The sequence below is a fragment of the Rhizobium sp. FY34 genome, from assembly GCF_005222845.1.
Classification (GTDB): Bacteria; Pseudomonadota; Alphaproteobacteria; order Rhizobiales; family Rhizobiaceae; genus Neorhizobium.
Map to the genome: position 1 here is coordinate 219392 of NZ_STFZ01000014.1, position 24388 is coordinate 243779.

A 24388-nucleotide genomic window follows, 5' to 3' on the forward strand; every position below is an offset into this window, starting at 1 on the left:
CCCATGACTGGAGCAGAAGGCGGCGCCAACCGCTCACTTGCGCCCGATCTTGCCTCTGTACGGCTATCCGGCATCGGCGACAGGCCGATCTCGGTCCGCCGTCTGACGGGTGAAAGCACGGTGACGCAGCAGGTGATCTACCCCAATCACACGGCCTCTTCCGGCGAAAACATGCTGACCATCGAGACGGGACCGGCAGGTCTTGACCGCTTGCGCCGAGCTCCGACAAAGGCGGAACTTGCACAACAGATGCACAGCGCCTTTGCCAATGTGCCGATGCGCATCGATGAGACCTTGCGGCAGAACGCCTTTGGCCCCTATGGCGTGGCAACCGGCGCACTTCCAGGCGGCGGAGCTTGCGTCTACGCCTGGCAGGCGATTGCCGAATGGCGCGATCTCGACGGCAAGAGCGGCCAGGCGGCCAGCATTCGCCTGCGCCACTGCGATCCGCATGCCTCGCGCGAAAGCCTGGCCAACCTTCTATCGACACTGACGCGGAATGGCGGTGCCTATGGTTATTCCGCCGGTGAAGCCAGCGACGTGTCGCAGACTGTGCGGCAAGATGCGGCAAGCCCAGCTGTGGCCGCATCTTCAACATCCCCCGTGCGGCGCAGTGTTTCAGCATCGCACCGTGTGACCAAACAGCAGGCCGCGCCGGTTGCGGATGTGGTGGGCGCAAAGCCGGTCAGCATTCCACTACCCGACAATTGATTGGTTAATTCTGAAGCGCCTTGCAGGCCTTGGCATTCTGCGGTCGGTCCAGCGAGGCGCGCAGGCCGGCAAGCTGCGGCCGGTCGCCAGTGGCGGTCGGCTGGATGTTGAGCGCCTCCTCGGCTGGCCAGAAATCGCCGCCTGCCCAATAGGCCCAGCCGATCCATACATCGCTGTTCTTGTCGATGCTCTGCGTCATCTGCTGGGCGGTCTGGATGCAGGCGGGCGCTCGGGTCACGCCGAATTCACCCATATAGGCCTGCCGGCCCTGTTGTCTTAACCAGGTCGACAGTTTGTCGATGGCTGCAAGGGCATCAGCCGCCCGGCTGCAATTGTCTTTCTTGCCGGAGAAATCCTCGTCGAAATACTGGTGCAGCTCATAGGCGAAGTGATCGGCCGGGTCCTTGACGTTCAGCATCACGGAGGCGTTCGATCCGCCATACCAGTCATCGAACCAGCTATGCGCACCGGTCCATGCCGTGCCCGGCACAAGGATGAGGTTTTGCCGGGAGACGCGCCGAATGGCGGAAATCGCGCCATTGGCGGCGGTCAGCCAATCGGATGCCGGCATGTCATGTGGTTCGTTCATCAGGCCGAAGATGACGCCCTGATCCTGCCCGAACTGTTTTGCCAGCCGCTCCCACAGATCCTCGAAACTTTTCACCGGCACGGCGGTCGAGCCGATCAACTGGCCATTGTAGCGCGCATAGTTATGCGGATCGAGGATGACCTTCAGGCCGAGCACGCGCATGCGACGCACGCTTTCCGTGAGAAGCGCCAGTTCTTCCACGTCGAAGGGCTGTGACAATTTTGGTTGCAGCCGTTCCCACAGAAACGGCAGGCGCACGCTGTTGAACCCCTGCTGCGCGAAATAGGCAATGGTCTTTTCAGTCGGATAGAGATGGCTCTCGCCATGCTTGCCGGGCGGCGTGCCGAATTCCGCGCCGGCAAGGTTGATGCCTCGCAGACATGAGGCGGTGCCCTCTGCAAGAACCGGCGATGCCGTGGAGAGCATCAAAACGCCCGTGACCAGATGCCTGAAACTCATCGCCGCCTCGTTTTATGCCGCTTGCCTGCCGGTTTGGATCCGGCGATCGACAATCATCTTTAGGGTCAGGCAGGAAGGCTCGCAAGGGAGCGGCGAGCCTTGTGAACTTCAGGCGCCGACATCCAGCGACACCAGAAGATTGGCCAAGAGCGCCGTGCGTGGCGCAATGCTGCTGACGAGAATATGCTCCTCGAACGTATGGGCGCCTGCCCCATCGGCGCCCAGCCCGTCCAGTGTCGGCACGCCAAGTGCTGCGGTAAAATTGCCGTCCGATCCTCCGCCTGTCGCCATGCCTTCCAGCGTGATGCCGAGTTTAGCGGCGATGGCGGCTGTTCGGTCAAACAGCGCCCGACCTTCACCGCTCTGGGCAAAGGGCGGGCGGTTCAGCCCACCGCTCATCTCGAAACGGATGTCGGGGTCTTCAGGCTGCATGGCTTCGATCTTGCCGATCACTTCGGCAGCCGTTGCCGCATCCGGCAGGCGAAGATCAAGCTGCAGGCGGCATTCGGCCGGCACGGTATTGCGCCCGGTGCCGCCTTCGATCGTGCCGGTCGTCACCGTGATCCCGCGCGCCGGGTCATTGAGGGCTTCCAGTTGAAGTACCAGTTGTGCTGCGGCGCGGATGGCCGAGCGTCCATCCAGAGGCCGCACGCCGGCATGGGCTGCGCGTCCACGCACCGTGATATCGAACATGCCGACGCCCTTGCGGGCCGTGACGATCTTGCCACCATCGCGCGCCGGTTCCACCACCAGCGCATAGGCCGCGTCGGCGGCCAGGCGCTCGATGGCGGGTCGCGAGCTTGGCGATCCCACTTCTTCATCCGAGACGATCAGCAGATCGACGGGCAGATGCGTGCCCGCCTGCGCGGCAAGCCGCATGGCCTCTACGGCCATCAGTACCCCGGCTTTCATATCGTAAATCCCCGGCCCATAGAGCCGGTCGCCATCCTGGCGTAGCGGCAGTTTCTCATTGATCGTGCCATGGGCATGCACCGTATCGAGATGCGCAAGGATCAGGATGCTTTTGGTATTGGCGCCCTCTGCGCGCGGCGTGCGCACAATCAGCAGGTCGCCATAGGAAAGCGTGCCGGCAAGTCGCTCCGTTGCGAGCCCTGCAGCACCGGCATAGGCTTCCACATGGTCCACCAGCCGTGTCACGGCCGCTGCATCCTGACTTGGCGTTTCCATCTCGACCCAGAGGCGAAGTTCGGCCAGCATGGCGTGAAGATCGATATGGTCGGGCGTGATGGGCAGTGTCATCGGCATGCGGTCTTTCGGTGCGAGCAAATCGGATACTCCGTCCTAGCACCTTCCGCGTGGCGACTGTAGAGCCACGTATTGCCCGTCAGCCAAAGTCTTTTCAGCCCTCTTGCCGGCCAAGCGACTGGATCTTGGACACGAGATCGAGCGCCAGCCGCAGCGAAACGCCGGTTGCCATGGCCATGGAAGGCAGCAGCATCCATTCCAGCGTCCAGGCAGCGCCCGAGCGTTCCTGTTCATGCACCATGGACTGGTGCATGCCCGAGACTTGGACTGCATTGTAGCGGGCAAGCGAAACCAGCGCTTCAGCGGCCACCGGGTTCTGCTTGTGCGCCATGGCCGATGAACCGCCGCCGCCCGACAGGGTGATCTCGCCACCCATCTGGGCCAGCAGTGCGACATCCTGGCCCATTTTTCCAAGGCTGCCGCTTATCAGCGAAAACAGATCGGCGATTTCCACCATGATATCGCGCTGGCTCTGCCATTGCGGCTGGTCGACGAGGCCGAGATGGGTGGCAAGCCTCTGCCGGACTTCGGACGCCTTGTCGCCCAATCTATCAAGTGTGCCGGCCGCGCCGCCAAATTGGACGGGAAGCCCTGCGGCCAGAAGGGCATCAAGCCGTGCCCTATGCCTTGAAATCGGCAGCGACCAGGACTGGATACGGTCTGCAACGGTGATGGGAATGGCGGCCTGCATGCGCGTATGGCCCATCAGACTGTGCGCACCAAAGCGCGCGTCGAGTTCATGAAGCTGCTGCTCCAGCTCGCTCAGGCGATTGGAAAAGAGAGACAGGACACCTTTCAGGCGCAGGATCAGGCTCGTATCGATGACATCCTGGCTGGTTGCGCCCAGATGGACGTGCTGGGCGTCGTCACCGCCGACGGCACCCCTCAATTGCTTGACCAGTTCGACCACGACGACGCCATCCTTGGCAACGCCATGGCGAAGGCCGGACATGTCCGGCCGGAAACTGCCGCAGGTCTTGTCGATCTGCCGCGCAGCCTCCGCCGGGATAAGGCCCGCTTCGCCCTCGGCCAGCGCAAGTGCTCTCTCGAATGCCAGCATGGCTGCGATATCGGCCTGGGCTGCAAAGAGCGCGCCGGTCTCCTCGTCACCGAGGAGGCCGGACAGAAACGGATGGTCGAAGGCAAAGATGCTCATGTCGTCTTTCAGATGTCGAAGAATACGGTTTCGTGTTCGCCCTGAAGGTGGATGTCAAAGGTGACGACGTCACCCTCGCGCTTGCCGATCAGGGTTGGAACACGCACCCGGTGCTCGATCCGGCCAAGGATCGGATCTTGCGCGTTTGCAGCTTCCTCGTCGGAAAAATACATGCGCGTGTGCAGGCCGATATTGATGCCACGGGCCACCACCCAGAGCGTCACATGCGGTGCCATCGGGCGACCGTCGTTGAAGGGCACGCTGCCGGGCTTGATCGTCTCGAAGACGAATTCGCCGGTGACCATGTCTGCCGGGCAACGGCCCCAGCCGAAGAAGTTCGGATCGGCGGCCCCGCGGGTTTCAGACGGGCTGTTGTAGAAGCCGTTGGCATCCGCCTGCCAGATTTCGACCATCGCATCCTTCAGCGGCGTGCCCGAGCCATCGATGACCCGGCCCTTGATCGTCACGCGTTCGCCGCGCGTCTTGTCGTTGGCCATCGGGCCGGAGCCGAGATCGGTCTCATAGACGCCGTGGATGCCGGTGAAATTCGGCGTGCAACCGATATGCACATAGGGGCCTGCCGTCTGCGAGGCCGATTCTTTCAGGTAGTTGAGCGGCTGTACCATGTCAGTTGCCCTCCTTGCGGTTTTCAAAGAAGGTGGAGCGGCGACCACGCAGAACGATATCGAACTTGTAGGCGCGCAGGTCCATCGGCACGGTGTTGTTCATGTCGAGCGGCGCAATCAGTCGCTTGATCGCCTCTTCATCCGGGATCGTCTTGACGATGGGACAAATCCAGATCAGCGGATCGCCTTCGAAATACATCTGCGTGATCAGGCGCTGGGCAAAGCCATGGCCGAAGACGGAGAAGTGGATATGCGCCGGGCGCCAGTCATTGACACCGTTCGGCCAGGGATAGGGACCCGGCTTGATGGTGCGGAAGGCATAATAGCCGTTCTCATCGGTCACGCAGCGGCCAAAGCCACCGAAATTCGGATCGAGCGGCGCGAGATAGGTTTCCTTCTTGTGGCGATAGCGGCCACCGGCATTGGCCTGCCAGAATTCAACCAGCGCGCCAGCCACGCCTACGCCACGTTCGTCCAGCACGCGGCCATGCACCATGATGCGCTGGCCAATCGCCATCTCGCCCGGCTTGGCGAAGTTGACGATCAGGTCGTTGTCGAACTCGTTGATCATGCTGTGGCCGAAAACCGGGCCGGTGATTTCGCTCTTGGTGCCGTCCAGAGAAATCAGGGCGCGCTGGGGCGAGCGCAGCACCGATGTCTTATAGCCAGGCGTATAGGCAGGCGGATGCATGACCCGGTCGCGGGCAAAGAAACCGCCAGTTTCAGGCAGACTATTCTTCATTTCGTGTCCTCCTCAGTGGCCGCAGATGCCTCCATCCCGGCATAGACTGATTTTGCGATCTTGAACGCATGGTTGGCTGCCGGCACGCCGGCATAGATGGCGACGTGAAGAAGAGCCTCTTGGATATCTTCCTTCGTCGCTCCGGTATTCGCCGTGGCACGAATATGCATGGCCACCTCCTCGTCCTGTCCGAGGGCGGCCAGAAGCGCGATGGTGACAATCGACCTTTCGCGCTTGGAAAAATGTGGGCGTGACCAGACAGTGCCCCAGGCACCTTCGGTGATCATTTCCTGGAAAGGCTGGTCGAACGGCGTCTCGTTGGCGCAGGCGCGATCGACATGCGCATCGCCGAGAACCGAGCGGCGCGTCACCATGCCCTGGCGATAGCGATCGGAGGTCAGGGATTGATCGGCCATGTTATTCTCCCGGCAGGTCGGCGATGAAGCGGCGAAGATGGGTGAGGAAGGCCTCCGGCGTTTCAACGCACGGAATATGGGCGGCTCCCTCGATGATGTCGAATCGGCTGCCGGGCACGAGATCGGCCAGCGAGCGCACCAGATCCGGCGGCGTCGAGCCATCTTCGGCACCGACGAGGCAGAGCGTCGGAACGGCGAGATTGCGTGCTGCTTGTGTAAAATCGGCATCGCGGATGGCCGCGCATGTGCCTGCATAGCCCTCAAGCGGCTGGCGCACCAGCATGGTGCAATAGCCCTGGTAATCGGCGTTTTCCGGCACCCGGTACGGCGCTGTGAACCAGCGCGACATGATGGGTTCCAGAATGCTGTCAATGCCGTTCTGCAGAACCGCGTCGATGCGGGCCTTCCAGAATTCCGGCGTGCCGATCTTGTGCGCCGTATCGGAAAACAGGATGGCGCGCACCAGGTCCGGGCGCTTTTCAGACAGAGACAGCGCAATCAGCCCACCGACCGACAGGCCGCAGACGATGACATTGCTCAGCCCGTAATGATCGAGAAGGCCGGCGAGATCGCTGGAGAAATCCTCGATGCGATAGGGCGGCTGGCCGAGATCGGAAAGCCCATGGCCGCGCTTGTCGAAGGTCAGCAGGGTGAACTCTCCGGCAAGCGACGAAATCACTGCATCCCAGATGCGCCGATCGGTTCCCAGCGAATTGATGAAGACGATCGCGGGTTTTCCCGAGCCCTGACCATGAATGTCATGGCTCAGGACGACGTCGCCGATACGAACAAATCTCATGATATTCTCCTCCCCAACATTTATTGCATCCGTAAAATGGTTAGGTAAAATGACATTTGAGACCCTCAACATTAACCGCAGAGTTATGATTTGATAGGATCGCGCGTCAAGTATCGTCACCTGCACACCTTCGTTGAGGTGGCACGGCAAAAAAGTGTGGTGAAGGCGGCCGACAGCCTCAACATCAGCCAGCCGGCGGTGACCAAGACCATACGGGAACTGGAGGAGACGCTGGGCGTTGCGCTGTTTGAGCGTGATGGGCGTGGCATCCGCATCACCCGACCGGGTGAAGTGTTCTTGCGCCATGCGGCGGCATCGCTGACGGCGCTTCGCCAGGGCATCGATTCCGTATCACAGGAGCTTCTGGACAATGTGCCGCCGGTGCGCATCGGCGCTTTGCCGACGGTATCGACGCGCATCATGCCGCGGGCCATGGGGCTTTTCCTGCAGGAGCAGACACGCAGCCGCATCAAGATCGTCACAGGCGAAAACTCCGTGCTGCTGGAACAGTTGCGGGTGGGGGATCTCGATCTTGTCGTCGGGCGTCTGGCCGCGCCGGAAAAGATGGCCGGCTTTTCCTTCGAGCATCTTTATTCGGAACAGGTGCTGTTCATCGTGCGGGCCGGTCATCCGCTTCTGGCGGGCGGTTCCGTCTTTGACGGGCTGGCCGATTATCCGGTGCTGATGCCGACACGCGGTTCTGTCATCCGGCCCTTCGTCGAGCAGTTTCTCATCGCCAATGGCGTGGCAAGCCTGCCGACCCAGGTGGAGACGGTCTCGGATGCGTTTGGCCGCGCCTTCGTTCGCGAAAGCGACGCGATCTGGATCATCTCGAGCGGGGTTGTGGCCGGCGATATTGCCGATGGCATGCTGGCGGCCTTGCCGATCGATACCAGCGAAACCCGTGGGCCGGTTGGCCTGACGCTGCGCACCGATGCGCCGCCATCCCTGCCGCTGTCGATCCTGATGCAGACGATCCGCCAGGCGGCGAGCGAAGTGCTGCCCTATACGTAGTGATGGTTTGAAGCCGTTGACGCGCGCTTCCGCCAAATGCAACGGGCCGTGGTGATAGCACCACGGCCCGTTCTGGTTTTCAGCCGCAAAGGCGGGTGATCAATCCTTCGGCAGCGTCGCCATGTCGATCACGAAGCGATAGCGCACGTCGCTCTTGATGACGCGCTCATAGGCTTCGTTGATATCCTTGATGTCGATCAGTTCGATTTCCGGCAGGATGTCATGCTTGCCGCAGAAATCCAGCATGTCCTGGGTTTCCTTGATCGAGCCGATCATCGAGCCGGCCAGCGTGCGGCGTCCGCCGATCAGCGAGAAGGCATGCACTGGAACCGGGTTTTCCGGAACGCCGAGCAGAACCATCGTGCCATCGACCTTCAGCATCGACAGATAGGCGTTCCAGTCGATCTCGGCACTGACGGTGCACAAGATGAGATCGAATGTGCCGGCCAGCGTCTTGAAGGTTTCAGCGTCCGACGTTGCATAATAGGCCTTGGCGCCAAAGGCCAGGCCATCATCCTTCTTCGACAGGCTCTGCGACAGAACGGTGATCTCGGCTCCCATCGCCGCCCCGATCTTGACGCCCATATGGCCAAGGCCACCCATGCCGACCACGGCCACCTTCTTGCCGGGACCGGCCTTCCAATGGGCGAGCGGCGAATAGAGTGTGATGCCGGCGCAGAGCAGCGGGGCTGCGCGGTCGAGCGGCAGGTTGTCTGGAATGGAAAGGACATAACCTTCCTTGACGACCATGCTGTCGGAATAGCCGCCATAGGTCGGCGTCGTGCCGTCGGCTTCATAGGCGTTGTAGGTGCCGACAAGGCCCGGCTGGTATTGTTCGGTATCTACGTCACGGCTGGCGCAATGGACGCAGGAATCGACGAAGCAGCCGACGCCGACATGATCGCCGATCTTGAAGCGGGTAACGTTGGGGCCGATCGCGGTGACGATGCCGGCCACTTCATGGCCCGGTACCATTGGGTAGATGGAACCGCCCCATTCGTTGCGGGCCTGGTGGATATCCGAGTGGCAGACGCCGCAAAATTTGATGCTGATGACGACATCGTCCTCGCGCGGTTCCCTCCGTTCGAATGTGAAGGGTGCGAGCGGCTTGGACGCATCTGTTGCCGCATAGCCTCGTGCAATAGCCATGATGATGACCTTTCAATGGGATCGATGGGTCGATGTGGTTGAGCATAAAACGAAAACTGCTCCACGGTGGGAGCAGTCGTCCTTCATAACGCATAAGCTTGCCAACTAGTTTGCTTAGCGCGTCAGAATTTTTCCGCACCTTCGAGATAGGCGCGGTAACGTCCGATCAGTAGGGCAGGCCGACATAGTTTTCCGCCATGGCGGTGGAGGCGGCCGTCGAGTGGGTCAGATAATCCAGTTCGGCCTCCTGGATCTTCTGGCCGAAATTGCCGGTATCCGGGAAACGGTGCATCAGCGTGGTCATCGACCAGGAGAAGCGCACGGATTTCCACACACGCTTCAGGGCCCGGACCGAATAGGCATCAATGCCGGCTTCGGATTTTTCGCCGTAGAATTCGCGCAGGCCCTCGAAGAGATAGAACACATCGCTTGCGGCGAGGTTCAGGCCCTTGGCGCCGGTCGGCGGCACGATATGGGCGGCATCGCCGACCAGGAACAGTTTTCCGAAGCGCATCGGCTCAGCCACGAAGGAGCGCAGCGGCGCAATGGATTTTTCAAACGACGGGCCGGTGATCATGGCCTGCGCATGCTCTTCCGGCAGGCGGCGGCGCAACTCGTCGAAGAAGCGCTCATCCGACCAGTTCTCCACCTTGTCGTCCAGATCGCACTGGACATAATAGCGGCTGCGGGTTTCCGAGCGCATGGAGCAGAGGGCAAAGCCGCGGGGATGGTTGGCATAGATCAGTTCATGGGCCACCGGCGGAATGTCTGCCAGAACGCCAAGCCAGCCGAAGGGATAGACTTTCTCGAAATTCTGGATGGCGTTTTCCGGAACCGATTTGCGGCTGACGCCGTGAAAGCCATCACAGCCGGCAATGAAATCGCAATCGATGCGGTGGGTCACGCCGTCCTTGACATAGGTGACATAGGGCGCGCTTCCATCGAAATCATGCGGCTGAACATCCTGCGCATCATAGATCGTCGTGGCGCCCGAGGCATCGCGCACATCCATCAGGTCATGAGTCAATTCCGTCTGGCCATAGACCATGACGCGCTTGCCGGTGAGGCCATGCAGATCGATGCGATGATCGCGCCCGTCAAAGGCCAGCGAATAGCCATCATGCGGCAGGCCTTCGGCATGCATGCGGGCGCCGGCGCCTGCTTCGTCCAGCAGGCCAACGGTTCCCCATTCCAAAACGCCGGCGCGCACGCGGCCAAGGATGTAGTCCCGGCCCACGCGGTCGATGATGATGTTGTCGATGCCGGCTTTCGTCAGCAACTGACCGAGCAGAAGACCGGACGGGCCGGAGCCGATGATCATAACCTTGGTGCGCATATTATCCTCCCAAACTTGAGCTTTGTCAGGAGGGTGCTGCAAAGCCTGGGCTGGAACAATGGACATTTCGGGCGAAATCTAGGACATTTCGAACATCTGGATCCGGAGCAGTCATGGCAGCATCAGCCCCTACCTATAACCTTTATGGTGAAGATTCCGCAGCGCAGCGGCAATTTTGGGTGCATTGCGAAACAATTGCGGCGCGCAGCAGCGGCTATCGCTGGGAAATCGGTTTGCACCGCCATGAGAGTTTTCTTCAATTCCTGTACATTCGAAACGGATCGGGTGATGCGCTTCTGCCGGCCGGCACGCAGGTTCTGCATCCGCCCTGTGTGATTGCTGTTCCGCCCGGCCCTGTGCACGGGTTCCGGTTCTCGCCGGATATTGACGGCCTCGTGGTGACGCTGGTGCCGGAGCGCATGGAGCTTGGCGGCGATCCGGCAGCGGGCATGGCATCGCTGACAGAGCCGCTGGTTCTGGCGCTGGACCGGGCCGATCCCGACACGACCTATCTGGAAGCAACATTTTTCCGTATCGCCCAGGAGCATGAGCAGGCGCGCCCGGCCCGCGAGGAATTGCTGGAGACGCATGTGGCGACCATTATCCTGATGCTCGGCCGGTTGTTGGCGCCGGGGCCGCAGGATCCTTTGGTGGATCTCAACATGCGCCGCGTCCGCACGCTGCGCGAGCTGATCATGCGCCACCATCGACAACAGCTGACGGTGGAGGCCTATGCGGCAATGCTCGGCCTGTCGGCGACCCATCTTAACCGTACGGTTCGCCAGGTGACCGGTTCTACCACTCACGACCTCATCATGGAACGGTCGATCGACGAGGCCAAGCGCGCCCTGGTCTTTACCGATTACAGCATCCAGCACATTGCCGAGATGCTGGGCTTTGCCGATCCAGCTTATTTCTCGCGCTGCTTCCGGCTGCGCGCCGGTCTGACGCCGCGCGGCTACCGCGACGGCGAGCGGTCCAAGCTGCGGAACAATGAGGGCGATGCAGTGCGCTTGAAGGTGTGAGCGGTTTTATTGATAAATTCGACAGATACCGCACGGCCTGTCGCATCCCCGCAGGGCCTCAGAAAAGCCGGATGCGCCGGTTTTCGTGTTTTGCATGAGCGGCTGTGAATACCCAAATGAACCAATACCGGTGAGCTGCGTTGTTGCTGCTCTCGATCTGGTCCTAACAAGGGGTGTTCCGTGGACGTCATCCGTATTCTTATCGCCATTTTGCTGCCGCCGGTCGGCGTGTTTCTCCAGGTCGGCATCGGTCTGCATTTCTGGCTCAATATCCTGCTGACGCTCTGCGGCTATGTGCCGGGCGTGATCCATGCGATCTGGGTCATCGTCAAGAAATAGACGCCAGTTTACCCAATTGTCGGCCTTTGCCGCACGGATGTGCTGAAGGTCGGGCTTGGCAGGTGAGCAAGGCTCCTCTAGGCAGCAGAGCAGAAAGCCGGTGATCCGGCACCCCTGCCGCTGCCTGTGTGAGAAAAGCGCATGATCCTGTCTGGAATGTCCCTCTCCGATCTTTTCCTGCTCGTGACAGCCCTTGCCGGCGCCGGCGCCTTGACCGGAGTGCTTGCCGGGCTGTTTGGCGTCGGTGGCGGCACGGTCATCGTGCCGGTTCTCTACGAACTGTTTCGCATTCTTGACGTGCCGGAAGATCTGCGCATGCCGCTCTGCGTCGGCACCTCGCTGGCAATCATTGTCCCAACCTCCCTGCGCTCCTTTTTTGCCCATCGGGTGAAGGGCGCAGTTGACCTGTCTGTTCTGAAAATCTGGGCGCTGCCCATCGTCATCGGCGTCGTCGGCGGCAGCGTGATCGCCCGCTATGCACCGCCGGAAGTCTTCAAACTTGTGTTCATTCTCGTGGCCGGCTTTTCCGCCATTCGCCTGCTCTTTGGTCGCGACAGCTGGCGGTTGGGAACCGAATTGCCCGGCCGGATCGCCCTCAGGATCTATGGCGTGGTGATTGGTGTTCTGGCTTCGCTGATGGGCATTGGCGGCGGTCAACTCTCGACGCTGCTTCTCACCTTTTATGGCCGGCCGATCCACCAGGCGGTGGCGACATCGTCTGGGGTTGGCCTGCTGGTCTCAATCCCTGGTGCGCTTGGCTATATCTATGCCGGCTGGGGGCGGGCCGCCGAACACCCGGACGTGGCGGCCATCCAGTTTCCGCTTGCCATCGGCTTCGTGTCGCTGATCGGCGCCGTGCTCTTCATCCCGACCAGCGTGCTCTGCGCATCCTTTGGCGCAAACCTTGCCCACAAGCTTTCGCGCCGCAAGCTTGAACTTGCCTTCGGCATCTTCCTCTCGTTGATTTGCTTGCGTTTTCTGCTCTCGCTTTGAACATTGCGCCGCCGATCAAGCCAAGTTGAGTTTCCCTGTTGAGCGCCTGCCCTAGATTGGCAGCTTGACACCGGGAGGAAGACTGATGCGTGTGATCTACCTGTTTCCATTGCTGGTTCTTGGGCTGCAAGGGGCCCCTGCCCTGTCGCAGGATGCCGCGAAAGCACCGGCGCCGGCCAGCGACAGCCGGCAATCGGGTTCGATCCTTGATCTGTTGCCGGGCGATAGCGTGACCGAGCATGTGCTGCAGACAGCCGGCGGCCCCCTCGCCTATACGGCAACCGCCGGAACGCTTTTCCTTCGTGGTCCCGATGGCCAGGTGACGGCAAAACTGTTCTACACCGGCTACCGCGCCAAGGATCGCGCGGCTGAGCGGCCAGTGACCTTTGCCTTCAATGGCGGGCCAGGGGCAGCGTCGGCCTATCTGCATCTGGGGCTGGTCGGCCCGCGAATGCTGCCGTTTGAAGGCGCCAATGCCGATGGTACGCGGCCTGTGCTTCAGGATAACCCGGAAAGCTGGCTCGCCTTTACCGATCTTGTGATGATCGATCCGGTGGGCACCGGCTGGAGCCGCGCCGTGAGCGACGAGGCCACAGGCCGTTTCTACAATGTCCGCCAGGATGCCGAGAGCCTTGCCAAGGTGATTGCGCTTTACGTGCAGCAGAACACTCTGTTGTCCGCACCCAAATATCTTCTGGGCGAAAGCTATGGCGGATTTCGCGCCGCAAAAGTGGCGCTTGCCATGAAAAACAGCCAGAACATGCTGCCATCCGGCATCATCATGCTGTCGCCGCTCACCGAAGGCCGCTTCGTCTTCGGTGCCGATGGTGATCCACTGGCTGCAGCCCTGCAGTTTCCGGCACTTGCCGCTGCGGAACTGGAAAGACAGGGGCGGTTTGATCTGCAGTTGGTAAGTGAAGCTGAACGTTTCGCGATGACGGATTATCTGACGTCGCTTGCCGTTCCCCCCTCCCCCGGAGCCGAGGCCGATGCCTTTCATGCACGCGTCGCGGCGCTGACTGGCCTATCAAAGGAGGTTGTTGCGCAAACCCGTGGCTTTGTTGGCGATGTCTATGCCAAGCAGGCGGCAGGGGCCGGGCGGATCGTCAGCCCCTATGATGCAGGCATTTCCCATGCGGATGCCTATCCGGAAGGGCCCGAGACCCGCAATGATGATCCGGTGCTGGAAGGTTATACGCGGGCATATGGATCAGCGACGGCGGGTTACCTTTCCAGCGAACTCGGCTTCAAGACCGAGATGACCTATTCCTTGCTCAACACCGATGTAAACCGTCGTTGGGAATGGAATGGCGGTCGTGGCGGCGATAACCGGGTCTCAGCCAGTATTGCCACGGATCTGCGGGATCTTCTGTCCGTCATTCCCTCGTTCCGTCTGATGATTGCCCATGGCTATAGCGATATCCTGACGCCCTATGGGGTCAGCCGCTATGTGCTGGATCATCTGCCGCCGGATCTGGCGCGTGGGCGCACAGAGCTGAAGGTCTATCGTGGCGGGCATATGTTCTACACGCGCGACGAGGATCGCAGGGCCATGTTCGAGGACGCCAGGAATTTTTACCGTGGCCGGGACGCGCAGGATTGAATGGTTGGGAAGGGGGCTACTGCCCCCTCCCCGCGTTTTGAACCTAGACGCGTTCCAGCGCAATCGAGATGCCCTGACCGACGCCGATGCACATGGTGGCCAGCGCATAACGGCCACCGGTTTCCTTGAGCTCCAGGGCGGCCGTGCCTGAAATACGGGCGCCTGACATGCCCAGCGGATGGCCAAGGGCAATCGCGCCGCCATTGCGGTTGACGCGGGCATCATCATCGGCAATGCCCAGATCGCGCAAGGTCGCAAGGCCCTGGCTGGCGAAGGCTTCGTTGAGTTCGATCACGTCCATCTGCTGCTGGGTCAAGCCAAGCCGTGCCAACAGCGCCTTGGAGGCTGGTGCCGGACCAAAGCCCATGATGCGCGGTGCAACGCCAGCCGTTGCGCCACCCAGAATGCGGGCAATGGGGTTCAGGCCGTATTTCTTCGCCGCTGCTTCCGAAGCAATGATCAGCGCTGCTGCGCCGTCATTGACGCCGGATGCATTGCCCGCCGTGACTGTGCCGCCTTCCTTCTTGAAGGGCGTGCCAAGCTTTGCCAGGATCTCGATTGTCGTGGCGCGAGGATGCTCATCCTTGGCAACGACAATCGGGTCGCCCTTGCGCTGGGGAATGGTGACCGGGGTGATTTCGCGTGCGAGGCGACCGTTGGCCTGCGCTTCGGCAGCCTTGTTCTGGCTGCGCACGGCAAAGGCATCCTGGTCTTCACGGCTGATGTGGAAATCTTCCGCCACGTTCTCGCCGGTCTCCGGCATGGAATCCACGCCATACTGCTTTTTCATCAGCGGATTGACGAAGCGCCAGCCGATGGTCGTGTCATAGATTTCGGCATTGCGCGAGAACGCGCTGTCGGCCTTGGGCATGACGAAGGGCGCACGGCTCATGCTTTCCACGCCGCCGGCAATCATCAGGTCGGCCTCGCCGGACTTAATGGCGCGGGCGGCCGTGATGACAGCATCCATGCCAGAGCCGCAGAGGCGGTTCATGGTCGTGCCCGTGACACTGACCGGCAGGCCGGCAAGCAGCAATGACATGCGCGCAACGTTGCGATTGTCTTCGCCCGCCTGGTTGGCGCAGCCATAGATGACGTCTGCCACGGCTTCCCAATCGACGGAGGCATTTCGCTCCATCAGGGCTTTCAGCGGCACGGCGCCGAGATCATCGGCGCGCACGGAAGCGAGAGAGCCGCCGAAACGGCCGATAGGGGTGCGGATATAGTCGCAGATATAGGCTTCGGTCATTGTCTTTTCCTCACAGCGCCGGCACGACGAGATCAGCCACGGGACCGTCCAGATGCAGCGGCGCGCCTGTCATGGCCTGCAATTCGTCCATGGTCATGGTGCTCAGCTTTTCGCGCACGACGAAATGCTTGTCCTTGATATCCACGACGGCATGGCTCGTATAGATGCGGGTAATGCAGCCAACGCCGGTGAGCGGGAAGCTGCAGGCCTCGACGAGCTTCGGCTTGCCATCCTTGGTGCAATGCTCGGTGATAACGAAGACCTGCTTTGCCCCATGCACCAGATCCATGGCGCCGCCGACGGCGGGAACGCCCTTGGAGCCAACGCGCCAATTGGCAAGATCGCCGTTCTGCGCCACCTGATAGGCGCCGAGGATTGCCACATCCAGATGGCCGCCGCGCACCATGGCAAAGCTATCGGCGTGATGGAAGAAGGAGGCGCCCGGCTTCAGGGTCACGGCCTTCTTGCCTGCATTGATGAGGTTCCAATCCTCCTCGCCTTCGGCTGGCGGTTCACCGAAATTGAGGATGCCGTTTTCCGTGTGGAAGATCGCTTCGCGGCCCGGCGGCTGATAGCGCGCCACCATTTCGGGAAAGCCGATGCCGAGGTTCACATAGGCGCCATCCTCGATATCCTGGGCGGCACGCCAGGCGATCTGGGCATTGGAGAGCTTGATGTCGTCGCGCGTGTCGATGGTCATGCGTAGGCCACTCCTGCCCGGATGAGAACTTCTTCCTGCTGCGGATCGGCGACTTCGACGAGGCCATTGACGAAAATGCCGGGTGTGATCACGTGTTCCGGATCGATCTCGCCAGCTGCGACAATCCGCGAGACCTGGGCGATCGTGGTGGCAGCTGCCATGCACATCAGCGGATTGAAGTTTCGTCCGGCCTTATTGTAGGTGAGGTTGCCATGCGTATCGCCAAGCTCCGCCTTGACGATGGCAAAATCGGCCTTGAGCCAGCGTTCTTGGACGTAATGCCGACCGTCGAATTCTGCGATGCCCTTGCCGTTGGCGAGTTCAGTGCCATAGGCGGTTGGGGTGTAGAAGGCCGGGATGCCGGAGCCGCCGGCGCGGATGCGCTCGGCGAGCGTACCCTGCGGCACCAGCTCCAACTCGATTTCGCCGGCGAGATAGCGATCTGTGAAGGCACGCGGATCGGATGAGCGCGGGAAGGAGCAGATCATCTTCTTCACGAGGCCAGCGTCGATCATGGCGGCGATGCCGATACGACCATTGCCGGCATTGTTATTGATGACCGTGAGGTTTTTCGGGCCTTTGTCGATCAGTGCGTGGATGAGTTCGATCGGTGCGCCCGATCCGCCGAAGCCGCCGATCATGACGGTGGCTCCGTCATGGATCTTGGAGACGGCCTCTGCCGTGCTCCCAATTGTCTTGTCCATCTGTCATTCTCCCGATGACGTTGAGATGGCGCAATAAGCGCTCGCGAGTTGCCAGCCGTCAACTTTTATGTGCGTTATTTGACATTTGTTCGTATATCGCACATTCTGGCCAAGTGACGGGTGCTGGAGATGCTTTCATGCGAGATACAGACTTTATCGGTGGCTTTGCCAAGGGTCTACGCGTCATCGAGGCATTTGGTGAAAACAGGCCGCGGCTTTCCATTGCCGACGTTTCCAAACTAACGGGCCTGGATCGCGCCACAGCCAGGCGCTGCCTACTAACTCTGTCGGAACTCGGCTATGCCGATTATGACGGAAAGTTCTTCGCGTTGACGCCAAAGATCCTGCGGCTCGGGCATGCCTATCTCTCTGCAACGCCGCTGCCGCATATCATCCAGCCATTCCTCGACCGCCTGTCAGATGATGTGGGGCAAAGCGCCTCCGCCAGTGTGCTGGATGGCGCCGAAATTGTTTACATCGCGCGCGCTTCACAGCGCCGGGTCATGTCGATCAACCTGATGCCCGGTAGCCGTTTGCCAGCCTACTGCGCCTCCATGGGCCGCATACTTCTGGCGTCGCTCGGCGATGACGAGGCGCAAGCGCTGATATCTCAAAGCCCCTTGCACGCCTTTACGCCGCATACGATGACCGATCCCGATCTGTTGATGAACGAGATCCGCCAGGTGCGGGTGCAGGGCTATGCGGTGATCGACCAGGAACTGGAGCTGGGTCTCTGCTCCATTGCCGTGGCGCTTGTGAACGGGCGAGGGCGGGCTGTGGCTGCGATCAATATCGGCGCGCCTGCGGCCCAGCTGGAAGCGCAGCAATTGGCGGAGCGCTATCTGCGGCCATTGCGGGAGGTAGCTACCCAGCTTCGTCCGCTTCTTGCCTGATGAACAAAGAGAGGTTGACGGCTGTCAACCTCCGGATCTGTTCCACAACGCTGCGCCGAAATGTCTGCGTTGACAGCTGTCAACGGCAGGGCCCTGATGCCGGGTGTGAGACGAAAGGCCATGCGGAGGAATTTCGCAGTTGCGAGTCACATGCCGCCGGAGGCATGATCAGGCTGTCGCATCCCGTCCACCTCGCCCGTCAGTGATCCCCCAGCAATCCGGAAATTTCCAGTGACCGATAGACCGACCCTTTCCGCCGTGGCGGATGCTCTTGCCGATCAATCCACAACGGCGGTCGCGCTCGCCAAACAGGCGCTTGCTCGCATCGATGATCCGCAGGGGGAGGGCGAACGTGTCTTCATCCGCCGCAATGATCAACGCGCGCTGAAACTTGCCGAAGCTTCCGATGCCGTCCGGGCTGCCGGTCACTGCCGCTCTCCGCTTGAAGGCGTGCCAATCTCGGTGAAGGATCTGTTTGATCTGCGTGGCGAGACGACGCTTGCCGGCAGCGTGGCGCTGAAGGGTAAGCCGCCGGCGCATAAGGATGCGCCGGTTATCCAGCGCTTGATTGCCGCCGGTGCCGTCATCACCGGCACCACCAATATGAGCGAGTTTGCCTTTTCCGGCATCGGCATCAACCCGCATTACGGTACGCCGAAAAACCCTTATGACCGCGCCACCGGTCGCGTGCCGGGTGGCTCATCGTCGGGCGCTGCCATCTCGGTGACGGACGGCATGGCGGTGGCTGCCATCGGAACCGATACCGGCGGATCGATCCGCATCCCCTCGGCGCTCTGCGGTCTGACCGGTTTCAAGCCGACGGCAGCGCGTGTCTCGGCGCAAGGCGTCGTGCCGCTTTCGACCTCCCTCGATTCCATCGGTCCGCTGGCCCGTAGCGTCACCTGCTGCGCGATCATCGACCAGATCCTGTCCGGGGAGGGCGGGGATCTGCCGCAGGCGCTTCCCCTGAAGGGTCTGCGCCTTGCCGTGCCGCAGACCGTGGTGCTTGCCGATATGGACGAGACGGTATCGCGCGCCTTTGCCCGCACGCTGTCGCTCCTTTCCAAAGCAGGCGCCGTGATTTCCGATATTGCATTGCCGGAATTTTCCGAGGTCGCGCAGATCTATGCGCGCGGCGGCCTGGTGGCGGCTGAGGCATTGCACTGGCACCGCGCGCTTCTGGAAGAGGCCGGCGACAGCTATGATCACCGCGTCCGCATGCGCATCCTGCGGGGTCGCGATCTGTCGGCTGTCGATTACCTCGAAACGCTTGCCCTGCGTCGCGACTGGGTGGCGCGGGTCAATGCCGCGATCGCCGGCTTCGATGCGCTTATCCTGCCGACAGTGCCGATCATTGCGCCGGCGATTGCGCCGCTCGAAGCCGACGACAGCGCCTTCTTCGCAGCCAATGGCCTGATCCTGCGTAATTCGACCATGATCAACTTTCTCGATGGCTGTGCACTTTCCATTCCCTGCCATGCCCCGGATGAAGCGCCGGTCGGCTTGATGGTCGCCGGTGCCAATCTGCAGGATGCAAAGATCCTGTCGGTCGGTCTGGCGGTGGAGGCTGCTCTGGCGCAGGCCGCCGGCTAGTCGTCCTGTCTGATCGCCGGACGTCCGCCGCCAGAATGACTGGGTTCGGCGGCGGATCTCTCTTGTAGACAGGTGTCAAACCCACCTCGTCTTAGCCGATAATTATGTTGAACAGCGGTGCTTTTCATTCCCCATCGGGCGCCGGCGTGGTAATGTGTAACGTGCTTTGCTTGGATGCTCTCTGAGCCCCGATCCAGGCACAATTTCCGGTGTTTTTATTGCCCCGCAGGCTGTGCGGTTATTCGCCAAATTTTCGCTGAAAACCGCACATGCGGCTGCGCCCTATCTCAAGGCAAACCTATTGCGCTGTGCTAGCCACGCGCCCGAAGCGCTGCCGTTAAGGGCAGCCGTGTGGCGGCAAAGGCGGGCAGCGCACCGCCGAGAATGCCAATGGCGAGGCCTAAGAGACCGGCGGTCAGCATGACATCCGGCGTAACGCTGAGCTGAAAGGCCATGCGGGTATTGTTCGCGCCGATGGTGCTCGCCTGCCAGCCATTGAAGACAAGCCACGAACCGGCAAGCCCGAGGACAACGCCTGAGCCGGCCAGAATCATCGCCTCAACCCAGGTGCCGATGAAGGCCGACAGCCGGCTGAAGCCGAGGGCGCGCACGGTGGCAATCTCCACCGTCCTGTCGGAGACCGAACTCATCATCGTGTTGAGCGCCCCGGCCGTTGCTCCAACGGCCATCAGCAGCGCAAGCGGCCAGCCGAACAGGCGGATGAGGCTGGCCGTGCGTCCCGATTGCGCGGCGTAAAGATCAGCCTCGGTGATGGCGGTGAGCGGGGTGGAGGTCACTGTAGCGAGCGCATCCCAAAGGTGCTGGAGTGCGGCGGGACCGGCAAGCTTCATGCGGAGGCTCTGGACTTCACCCTCCCGACCAAACGCTGCACGCACGGCATCAAGCGGGGCCCAGAGTTCGGATTCAAAAGCGCTGCCATGGGCGGAGAATGTCCCGATCACCGTCCAGTCCACAGTGCCAAGCCGAACCGTGCCGCCGACATGAAGGCCAAACTCCGCCGACAGACGGTCTCCGACCAGGATTTCGCGGGCACCGGGCGTGAAGAAATCGCCAGCGGAGAGCGTGATCCCTTCGCGGATTGCGGGACCGGCTGTATCCATGCCGCGCAGTGCCAGCGTCCGGTTGGGGCCGCTAGCGCCTTGCTGCAGATCGACGGGCACGACGAGTTCACGCGATGAGATGAGAGTGCCGATCGGATCGCGGGACACGCCGATGTCACCGGTCATGGCGGTGAGCGTTCGGATGACATCGGCTGGGATGTCCGAGCCTGCCTCCTGATTGGTGCCGCCGCCGAGCACGACGGCCACCATGGGTGATCCGGCGCCTTCAAGCGCGCTCTCGAAACCCTTCGCCATGGCGAGAAAGCCCGCGAGCACAGAGACGACAAGCGCGACCGACAGGGCCATTGACGCGGAGATGGCGAACCGGCGTGGCAGGCTGGAGAGATTGGCGCGGATCATCACGCGCGTTTGTTTGGAAAGGGTGGACATGGCGGTTACCTCGTTCTGAAGGCTTGGATGATCGGCGTGCGCATCGCGTTTGCGGCGGGCAGGGCGCCACTGGCAAGGCCAAGAGCGGCCATGAGTGCAAGCGCCTTGGCGGCGATCAGCGGGGAAAAGACAAGGCCGAGTTCCGGGCCAGCCAGCGACGTTGCGAGCGCGGCCATGCCCAATCCCAATCCGCCGCCGAGGAGGAACACAAGCAGGGTTTCGGCGAGGATCAGGCCGAGGATCTTTACCTGCGAAAAGCCAAGCGTCTTCAGCACGCCGATCTCGAACCGGCGCTCGCGCACGGCAAACACCATGGTGTTGACGACAATCATCAACAGGGTGACGAAGGCCGCACCCACCACGAGGTTCACGATCAGGCCGATATCGGCATATTGGCGCAGATAGGCTTCGAGAAACTGCTTCTCCGATTGGGTGCGCGTTGGAGCCGCGGAATTTGCAAACAGCGCATCGATCCGGGTGGCGAGCGCGCTTGATGCCACGCCGTCACGAGGAAGGACAATGAAGGCGTCCGCCGTATCGCGGCCCCTGGCTCGGGCGGCATTCAGATAATCATATCGGGCGATGACGAAATAGGTGTCGGTCGAGGCGTTTTCGCCCTCGAAGATGCCGGCAATTTCGAAGCGCCAGTCACGGCTCATGTCGCGCCTTGCCATGTCGAAGGCGGTCACCGTGATGCTTTGCCCGACTGTCCAGCCCTGCGCATCGGCGAGCGCCCGACCGACCAGCACCCTGTCACGGCCTCCGCTGAGTGACGCGGCAAGCTCTGGCGTGAGGCCAAGACCTTTGCCATTGACGTCCATCAGCCGTTGAGGATCAACCGCGCTGACGGAGACCATGTTTTTCTCGACATCCACGAAGCCGCGCAGGCGCGCCATATAGCCGACAGCCGCCACATCCGGTTCGGCTTCGATGCGAGAAAGCAAAGCCATGGGCAATGGCTGCGTGCGCCCGGCAGCGCTCATGACGCCCAGCAGGTCGGAGCTGGCGCCGGAACTGCCCTGCGTTCCCGACAGAAAACTCTGGGTCAGGCCATAGATCAGGAAGGCGACTGCGATGCAGATCGTCAGGAGAATGCTGCGCAGCGGTTTGCGCCCGGCATTCTTGCGGGCAAGATCGAGAAAGGTCATCAGGCGGCCCTTTTTTCTTCGATGAAATTGCCCTTGTCGAGATGCAGGGTCCGTTTGGCATAAAGTGCTGCCTGCGGATCATGGGTCACCATCAGAATGGTTTTGCCCAGCGTCCGGTTGAGATAGCGCAGCATTTCCAGCACCTCGTCGGCGGATTTCCGGTCCAGATCACCGGTCGGTTCGTCGCACAGCAAAAGGCCCGGATCCGAAACAATGGCGCGCGCAATGCCCACGCGCTGCTGCTGGCCGCCGGACATCATCGAGGGATACTGTTTCTCGCGCCCGGCAAGCCCGACGAGATCGAGCACTGTCTTTACCCGCTTGCGCCGCGCACTTGCCGACAGAGGTTTGAGCAGCAGCGGCAATTCGACATTTTCCGCCGCGTTCAGCATGGGCAGCAGATTGTAGAACTGGAAGACGATGCCCATGTGATGCGCCCGCCAGGCGGCGCGGGCGGCCTCTCCCATCTGGTCAAGACGGCTTTCGCCAATGCGCCAGCTGCCGGCATCAGGCCGGTCTATGCCGGCAAGCATATTGAGCAGCGTCGATTTGCCCGATCCAGACGGTCCCATGACGGCAACGAAATCGCCGCGCGGGATTGAGAGGGTGAGACCGGAGAATATGGTGATGGTCTCGCCACCAATACGGTATCCCTTCCGGACGCCATCAAGCGCGATATAGGGTTCAAAGGTTTCGGTCATCGGGTCGTGTCTCCAATGTGATCAAGGGGAATGCGGATGCGGGCGGCCATGTTGGGCCGAATGCCCACGGGCGGGCGGTCGAGCGACAGGCGCAAGGTGATCGTGCCCTTCTCGGCGGAGGCAATGGGCGCAAGGCGCAACACGTCGATGGGAAATGGCTGGCCGGGAAAACTGTCCAAGACCGCTTCGCCTTGAAGCCCCTGTCGGAGTGCTGCAATATTGGTCTCGGCCACATCCGCGTCGATCACCAGACTTGTCATGTCCGCGATGGCGAGAAGGCTCTGGTTCTCCCGCGTGCTGTCGGCCCGCGCCAGGATCGTGTCGCCCACATGGGCATCCAGCCGGGTGACGGTGCCGGCAAAGGGCGCACGCACGGTCAGTTCCGTCAGGCGTTCTTCGGCAATCATGATGGCAAGCTTCGCGCTTTCCAGTGCTTGCAAAGCTTGTGCGGATGCGTTTTCCGCCCGTTGCACGGCGGCCTGCGCCTCTTCGAGAACCTGCCGCGAGGTTACATCGCGACGGGCAAGACTTTCGGTGCGAGTGAGGGCTGTGCGCGCCTGCGCCAGGTCGATATCTCGGGCAGCAAGCACCAGATCCGCCTGGTTCTTCGCCGCATAGGCCTGTTGTTGTGCAAATCTGGCACCGGCATCCTCGAGCGTTACAAGAACCGCGCCCCTTTCCACCCGCTCGCCCACTTCAACGGCGATCTGGGTAACCCGGCCTTCGTACTTGGAAAAAATAGTCGTCATGCGCGGCGCGACGACAAAGCCGGAGCCGGTGATTTCATGCGCAGCAGCGATGGCAGGGCGCTGCAGCGGCTTTCCGCTATCCGGTGCGGGTGAAGAGACCGCAGTCGATTGTGCCGCCGGAGCAATAGGTCTCGCAATGTTCTGAAGCATACCGGACGCAGGCAGAATGAGCCAGGTAGCCGCGGCCAGCATCAAGGCTGCGAGGAAAAGAGGAAGAACGAGCCGCCGGCGCAGGGTCTGCGACGGCTGTTGGTCGTGGCTTTCTGTCTCCGGCGTCAGGGACGCGAGCGACAGCGCGAGCTTTCGCTCGAATTCGGGATGAAGGTTGAGGTGCGAGTTCATGCCGCCATGATGGGCAGACAGCGCGAAAACGAGACCTCAAACGCGTTTTAAGCCGTCCTGAAACATGATCGAGGACGTGAATAGGCTTCTCGCCTCATGTCGATCGGTCCTAAGCGGCGTGGACGGATTTGATCAAGATGAAGCCTGCGGCGATTGCGACGATTGATGCGAAATTTTGTTTGGTCTTCTCGCATTGTAGCGCGACGCGCTTGAAGCGTTTGAGTTTTCCGACTGCTTGGTCGATGCGGGCGCGACCTTTGTAGAGCGCTTTGGGAAAGAACGTCGGCTTTGTTTTTGCCGTTGAGCGATAAGGAATGATGGGAACCGCGCCCCGCCGTCTTGCGGCCCGCCGGTTGGCCTTGCTATCATAGCCCTTGTCGCCTATGGCGGCGCGGGGATCTACATCAACGCCAAGCAGGATTGGAAAGTGTGGAGCGTCACCTTTCTCGCCCCCGGTCAGGTCGAAGGCGATGGGATGTCCGTCGAAATCGGTCTTCAGGTGGATTTTGGTAGAGAAGCCGCCTCGCGAGCGTCCAAGCGCTTGGCCATATTGCCCCCTTTTGCTCCTGCTGCCG

The 24388-nt window shown here is 61.3% G+C and carries 25 protein-coding genes; 8 read left to right on the forward strand and 17 right to left on the reverse strand.

The window, feature by feature from the left end; translation table 11 throughout:
* The first annotated feature begins 3 nt into the window (after positions 1 to 3).
* Positions 4 to 711: a cellulose biosynthesis protein BcsN gene (gene bcsN, locus E8M77_RS11915; RefSeq protein WP_137130853.1), complete on the forward strand. Its 708-nt coding sequence runs from the start codon at positions 4 to 6 to the stop codon at positions 709 to 711.
* A gap of 4 nt (positions 712 to 715) precedes the next feature.
* On the opposite strand, the gene E8M77_RS11920 is transcribed toward bcsN, so the two are convergent.
* The 7 genes from E8M77_RS11920 to pcaD all read right to left on the reverse strand — a co-directional run bounded on the left by E8M77_RS11920 (position 716) and on the right by pcaD (position 6764).
* The gene (locus E8M77_RS11920; protein ID WP_137130854.1) at positions 716 to 1759 is read right to left on the reverse strand and encodes a glycoside hydrolase family 5 protein; all 1044 of its coding nucleotides are present in this window, start codon (positions 1757 to 1759) and stop codon (positions 716 to 718) included.
* A 108-nt stretch (positions 1760 to 1867) separates the two neighbouring features.
* The gene (locus E8M77_RS11925; RefSeq protein WP_137131095.1) at positions 1868 to 3019 is read right to left on the reverse strand and encodes a M20 family metallopeptidase; all 1152 of its coding nucleotides are present in this window, start codon (positions 3017 to 3019) and stop codon (positions 1868 to 1870) included.
* Positions 3020 to 3119: 100 nt separating this feature from the next.
* The gene (locus tag E8M77_RS11930) at positions 3120 to 4181 is read right to left on the reverse strand and encodes a 3-carboxy-cis,cis-muconate cycloisomerase (protein ID WP_137130855.1); all 1062 of its coding nucleotides are present in this window, start codon (positions 4179 to 4181) and stop codon (positions 3120 to 3122) included.
* Between the two features lie 8 nt (positions 4182 to 4189).
* Positions 4190 to 4807, reverse strand: coding sequence for a protocatechuate 3,4-dioxygenase subunit alpha (pcaG, locus tag E8M77_RS11935; protein ID WP_137130856.1), 618 nt, complete (start codon positions 4805 to 4807; stop codon positions 4190 to 4192).
* 1 nt (position 4808) lies between these two features.
* Positions 4809 to 5549 (reverse strand): protocatechuate 3,4-dioxygenase subunit beta, encoded by a 741-nt coding sequence (gene pcaH / locus E8M77_RS11940; protein WP_137130857.1) that lies wholly within the window; start codon positions 5547 to 5549, stop codon positions 4809 to 4811.
* Positions 5546 to 5965: a 4-carboxymuconolactone decarboxylase gene (gene pcaC, locus E8M77_RS11945; protein WP_137130858.1), complete on the reverse strand. Its 420-nt coding sequence runs from the start codon at positions 5963 to 5965 to the stop codon at positions 5546 to 5548. The genes pcaH and pcaC overlap by 4 nt, the downstream gene beginning before the upstream one ends.
* Position 5966: 1 nt before the next feature.
* Positions 5967 to 6764 (reverse strand): 3-oxoadipate enol-lactonase, encoded by a 798-nt coding sequence (pcaD, locus tag E8M77_RS11950; protein WP_137130859.1) that lies wholly within the window; start codon positions 6762 to 6764, stop codon positions 5967 to 5969.
* A gap of 90 nt (positions 6765 to 6854) precedes the next feature.
* On the opposite strand from pcaD, the gene pcaQ reads away from it, so the two are divergent.
* Entirely contained in the window at positions 6855 to 7778 is a 924-nt protein-coding gene (pcaQ, locus tag E8M77_RS11955; RefSeq protein ID WP_137130860.1) for a pca operon transcription factor PcaQ, read from the forward strand.
* A gap of 99 nt (positions 7779 to 7877) precedes the next feature.
* On the opposite strand, the gene E8M77_RS11960 is transcribed toward pcaQ, so the two are convergent.
* Together E8M77_RS11960 and pobA are read right to left on the reverse strand one after the other, a co-directional pair.
* Entirely contained in the window at positions 7878 to 8927 is a 1050-nt protein-coding gene (locus tag E8M77_RS11960; RefSeq protein WP_137130861.1) for an NAD(P)-dependent alcohol dehydrogenase, read from the reverse strand.
* A 166-nt stretch (positions 8928 to 9093) separates the two neighbouring features.
* A complete protein-coding gene (gene pobA, locus E8M77_RS11965; RefSeq protein ID WP_137130862.1) occupies positions 9094 to 10263 on the reverse strand; it encodes a 4-hydroxybenzoate 3-monooxygenase in 1170 nt (389 codons plus the stop codon).
* Between the two features lie 113 nt (positions 10264 to 10376).
* On the opposite strand from pobA, the gene E8M77_RS11970 reads away from it, so the two are divergent.
* The 4 genes from E8M77_RS11970 (at position 10377) to E8M77_RS11985 (ending at position 14223) form a co-directional block, all read left to right on the forward strand.
* Positions 10377 to 11288 (forward strand): helix-turn-helix domain-containing protein, encoded by a 912-nt coding sequence (locus tag E8M77_RS11970; RefSeq protein WP_137130863.1) that lies wholly within the window; start codon positions 10377 to 10379, stop codon positions 11286 to 11288.
* Between the two features lie 180 nt (positions 11289 to 11468).
* A complete protein-coding gene (locus E8M77_RS11975) occupies positions 11469 to 11627 on the forward strand; it encodes a YqaE/Pmp3 family membrane protein (protein WP_137130864.1) in 159 nt (52 codons plus the stop codon).
* Between the two features lie 141 nt (positions 11628 to 11768).
* On the forward strand, positions 11769 to 12620 hold the full coding sequence (locus tag E8M77_RS11980) for a sulfite exporter TauE/SafE family protein (protein ID WP_137130865.1): 852 nt from the start codon (positions 11769 to 11771) through the stop codon (positions 12618 to 12620).
* Between the two features lie 85 nt (positions 12621 to 12705).
* A complete protein-coding gene (locus E8M77_RS11985) occupies positions 12706 to 14223 on the forward strand; it encodes a carboxypeptidase (RefSeq protein ID WP_137130866.1) in 1518 nt (505 codons plus the stop codon).
* 43 nt (positions 14224 to 14266) lie between these two features.
* Here the strand turns inward: E8M77_RS11985 and pcaF are convergent, their stop codons facing one another.
* Genes pcaF through E8M77_RS12000 form a run of 3 tightly spaced genes read right to left on the reverse strand, consistent with a single transcriptional unit; the run spans position 14267 to position 16876 of the window.
* The gene (gene pcaF, locus E8M77_RS11990; protein WP_137130867.1) at positions 14267 to 15472 is read right to left on the reverse strand and encodes a 3-oxoadipyl-CoA thiolase; all 1206 of its coding nucleotides are present in this window, start codon (positions 15470 to 15472) and stop codon (positions 14267 to 14269) included.
* Positions 15473 to 15482: 10 nt separating this feature from the next.
* Complete coding sequence (locus E8M77_RS11995) at positions 15483 to 16172, reverse strand: CoA transferase subunit B (protein ID WP_137130868.1); 690 nt, start codon at positions 16170 to 16172, stop codon at positions 15483 to 15485.
* Complete coding sequence (locus E8M77_RS12000) at positions 16169 to 16876, reverse strand: 3-oxoacid CoA-transferase subunit A (RefSeq protein WP_137130869.1); 708 nt, start codon at positions 16874 to 16876, stop codon at positions 16169 to 16171. Before E8M77_RS12000 ends, E8M77_RS11995 begins: the two co-directional genes overlap by 4 nt.
* 137 nt (positions 16877 to 17013) lie before the next feature.
* On the opposite strand from E8M77_RS12000, the gene E8M77_RS12005 reads away from it, so the two are divergent.
* Both E8M77_RS12005 and E8M77_RS12010 read left to right on the forward strand, forming a co-directional pair.
* Positions 17014 to 17769, forward strand: a complete 756-nt coding sequence (locus tag E8M77_RS12005) for an IclR family transcriptional regulator (RefSeq protein ID WP_137130870.1) — start codon at positions 17014 to 17016, stop codon at positions 17767 to 17769.
* Positions 17770 to 18000: 231 nt separating this feature from the next.
* A complete protein-coding gene (locus E8M77_RS12010) occupies positions 18001 to 19362 on the forward strand; it encodes an amidase (RefSeq protein WP_137130871.1) in 1362 nt (453 codons plus the stop codon).
* Positions 19363 to 19673: 311 nt separating this feature from the next.
* Here the strand turns inward: E8M77_RS12010 and E8M77_RS12015 are convergent, their stop codons facing one another.
* The 5 genes from E8M77_RS12015 to E8M77_RS12035 form a co-directional block, all read right to left on the reverse strand.
* On the reverse strand, positions 19674 to 20873 hold the full coding sequence (locus E8M77_RS12015; protein WP_137130872.1) for an ABC transporter permease: 1200 nt from the start codon (positions 20871 to 20873) through the stop codon (positions 19674 to 19676).
* 5 nt (positions 20874 to 20878) lie between these two features.
* Positions 20879 to 22021 carry an ABC transporter permease gene (locus E8M77_RS12020; RefSeq protein WP_137130873.1) on the reverse strand — a complete coding sequence of 381 codons (1143 nt, stop codon included), beginning with the start codon at positions 22019 to 22021 and terminating at the stop codon, positions 20879 to 20881.
* Entirely contained in the window at positions 22021 to 22722 is a 702-nt protein-coding gene (locus tag E8M77_RS12025; protein ID WP_137130874.1) for an ABC transporter ATP-binding protein, read from the reverse strand. The genes E8M77_RS12020 and E8M77_RS12025 overlap by 1 nt, the downstream gene beginning before the upstream one ends.
* Positions 22719 to 23813 carry an efflux RND transporter periplasmic adaptor subunit gene (locus E8M77_RS12030; protein WP_137130875.1) on the reverse strand — a complete coding sequence of 365 codons (1095 nt, stop codon included), beginning with the start codon at positions 23811 to 23813 and terminating at the stop codon, positions 22719 to 22721. The genes E8M77_RS12025 and E8M77_RS12030 overlap by 4 nt, the downstream gene beginning before the upstream one ends.
* A 109-nt stretch (positions 23814 to 23922) precedes the next feature.
* On the reverse strand, positions 23923 to 24388 hold a 466-nt coding region (locus E8M77_RS12035), incomplete at its 5' end, for an IS5 family transposase (RefSeq protein ID WP_137131096.1).

Excerpts from the sequence above, each read along its gene's own strand:
- bcsN (WP_137130853.1), top strand. The coding sequence starts at position 4 with ATGACTGGAGCAGAAGGCGGCGCCAACCGCTCACTTGCGCCCGATCTT.
- E8M77_RS11920 (WP_137130854.1), bottom strand. The coding sequence starts at position 1,759 with ATGAGTTTCAGGCATCTGGTCACGGGCGTTTTGATGCTCTCCACGGCA.
- E8M77_RS11925 (WP_137131095.1), bottom strand. The coding sequence starts at position 3,019 with ATGACACTGCCCATCACGCCCGACCATATCGATCTTCACGCCATGCTG.
- E8M77_RS11930 (WP_137130855.1), bottom strand. The coding sequence starts at position 4,181 with ATGAGCATCTTTGCCTTCGACCATCCGTTTCTGTCCGGCCTCCTCGGT.
- pcaG (WP_137130856.1), bottom strand. The coding sequence starts at position 4,807 with ATGGTACAGCCGCTCAACTACCTGAAAGAATCGGCCTCGCAGACGGCA.
- pcaH (WP_137130857.1), bottom strand. The coding sequence starts at position 5,549 with ATGAAGAATAGTCTGCCTGAAACTGGCGGTTTCTTTGCCCGCGACCGG.
- pcaC (WP_137130858.1), bottom strand. The coding sequence starts at position 5,965 with ATGGCCGATCAATCCCTGACCTCCGATCGCTATCGCCAGGGCATGGTG.
- pcaD (WP_137130859.1), bottom strand. The coding sequence starts at position 6,764 with ATGAGATTTGTTCGTATCGGCGACGTCGTCCTGAGCCATGACATTCAT.
- E8M77_RS11960 (WP_137130861.1), bottom strand. The coding sequence starts at position 8,927 with ATGGCTATTGCACGAGGCTATGCGGCAACAGATGCGTCCAAGCCGCTC.
- pobA (WP_137130862.1), bottom strand. The coding sequence starts at position 10,263 with ATGCGCACCAAGGTTATGATCATCGGCTCCGGCCCGTCCGGTCTTCTG.
- E8M77_RS11970 (WP_137130863.1), top strand. The coding sequence starts at position 10,377 with ATGGCAGCATCAGCCCCTACCTATAACCTTTATGGTGAAGATTCCGCA.
- E8M77_RS11980 (WP_137130865.1), top strand. The coding sequence starts at position 11,769 with ATGATCCTGTCTGGAATGTCCCTCTCCGATCTTTTCCTGCTCGTGACA.
- E8M77_RS11985 (WP_137130866.1), top strand. The coding sequence starts at position 12,706 with ATGCGTGTGATCTACCTGTTTCCATTGCTGGTTCTTGGGCTGCAAGGG.
- pcaF (WP_137130867.1), bottom strand. The coding sequence starts at position 15,472 with ATGACCGAAGCCTATATCTGCGACTATATCCGCACCCCTATCGGCCGT.
- E8M77_RS11995 (WP_137130868.1), bottom strand. The coding sequence starts at position 16,172 with ATGACCATCGACACGCGCGACGACATCAAGCTCTCCAATGCCCAGATC.
- E8M77_RS12000 (WP_137130869.1), bottom strand. The coding sequence starts at position 16,876 with ATGGACAAGACAATTGGGAGCACGGCAGAGGCCGTCTCCAAGATCCAT.
- E8M77_RS12005 (WP_137130870.1), top strand. The coding sequence starts at position 17,014 with ATGCGAGATACAGACTTTATCGGTGGCTTTGCCAAGGGTCTACGCGTC.
- E8M77_RS12015 (WP_137130872.1), bottom strand. The coding sequence starts at position 20,873 with ATGTCCACCCTTTCCAAACAAACGCGCGTGATGATCCGCGCCAATCTC.
- E8M77_RS12020 (WP_137130873.1), bottom strand. The coding sequence starts at position 22,021 with ATGACCTTTCTCGATCTTGCCCGCAAGAATGCCGGGCGCAAACCGCTG.
- E8M77_RS12025 (WP_137130874.1), bottom strand. The coding sequence starts at position 22,722 with ATGACCGAAACCTTTGAACCCTATATCGCGCTTGATGGCGTCCGGAAG.
- E8M77_RS12030 (WP_137130875.1), bottom strand. The coding sequence starts at position 23,813 with ATGAACTCGCACCTCAACCTTCATCCCGAATTCGAGCGAAAGCTCGCG.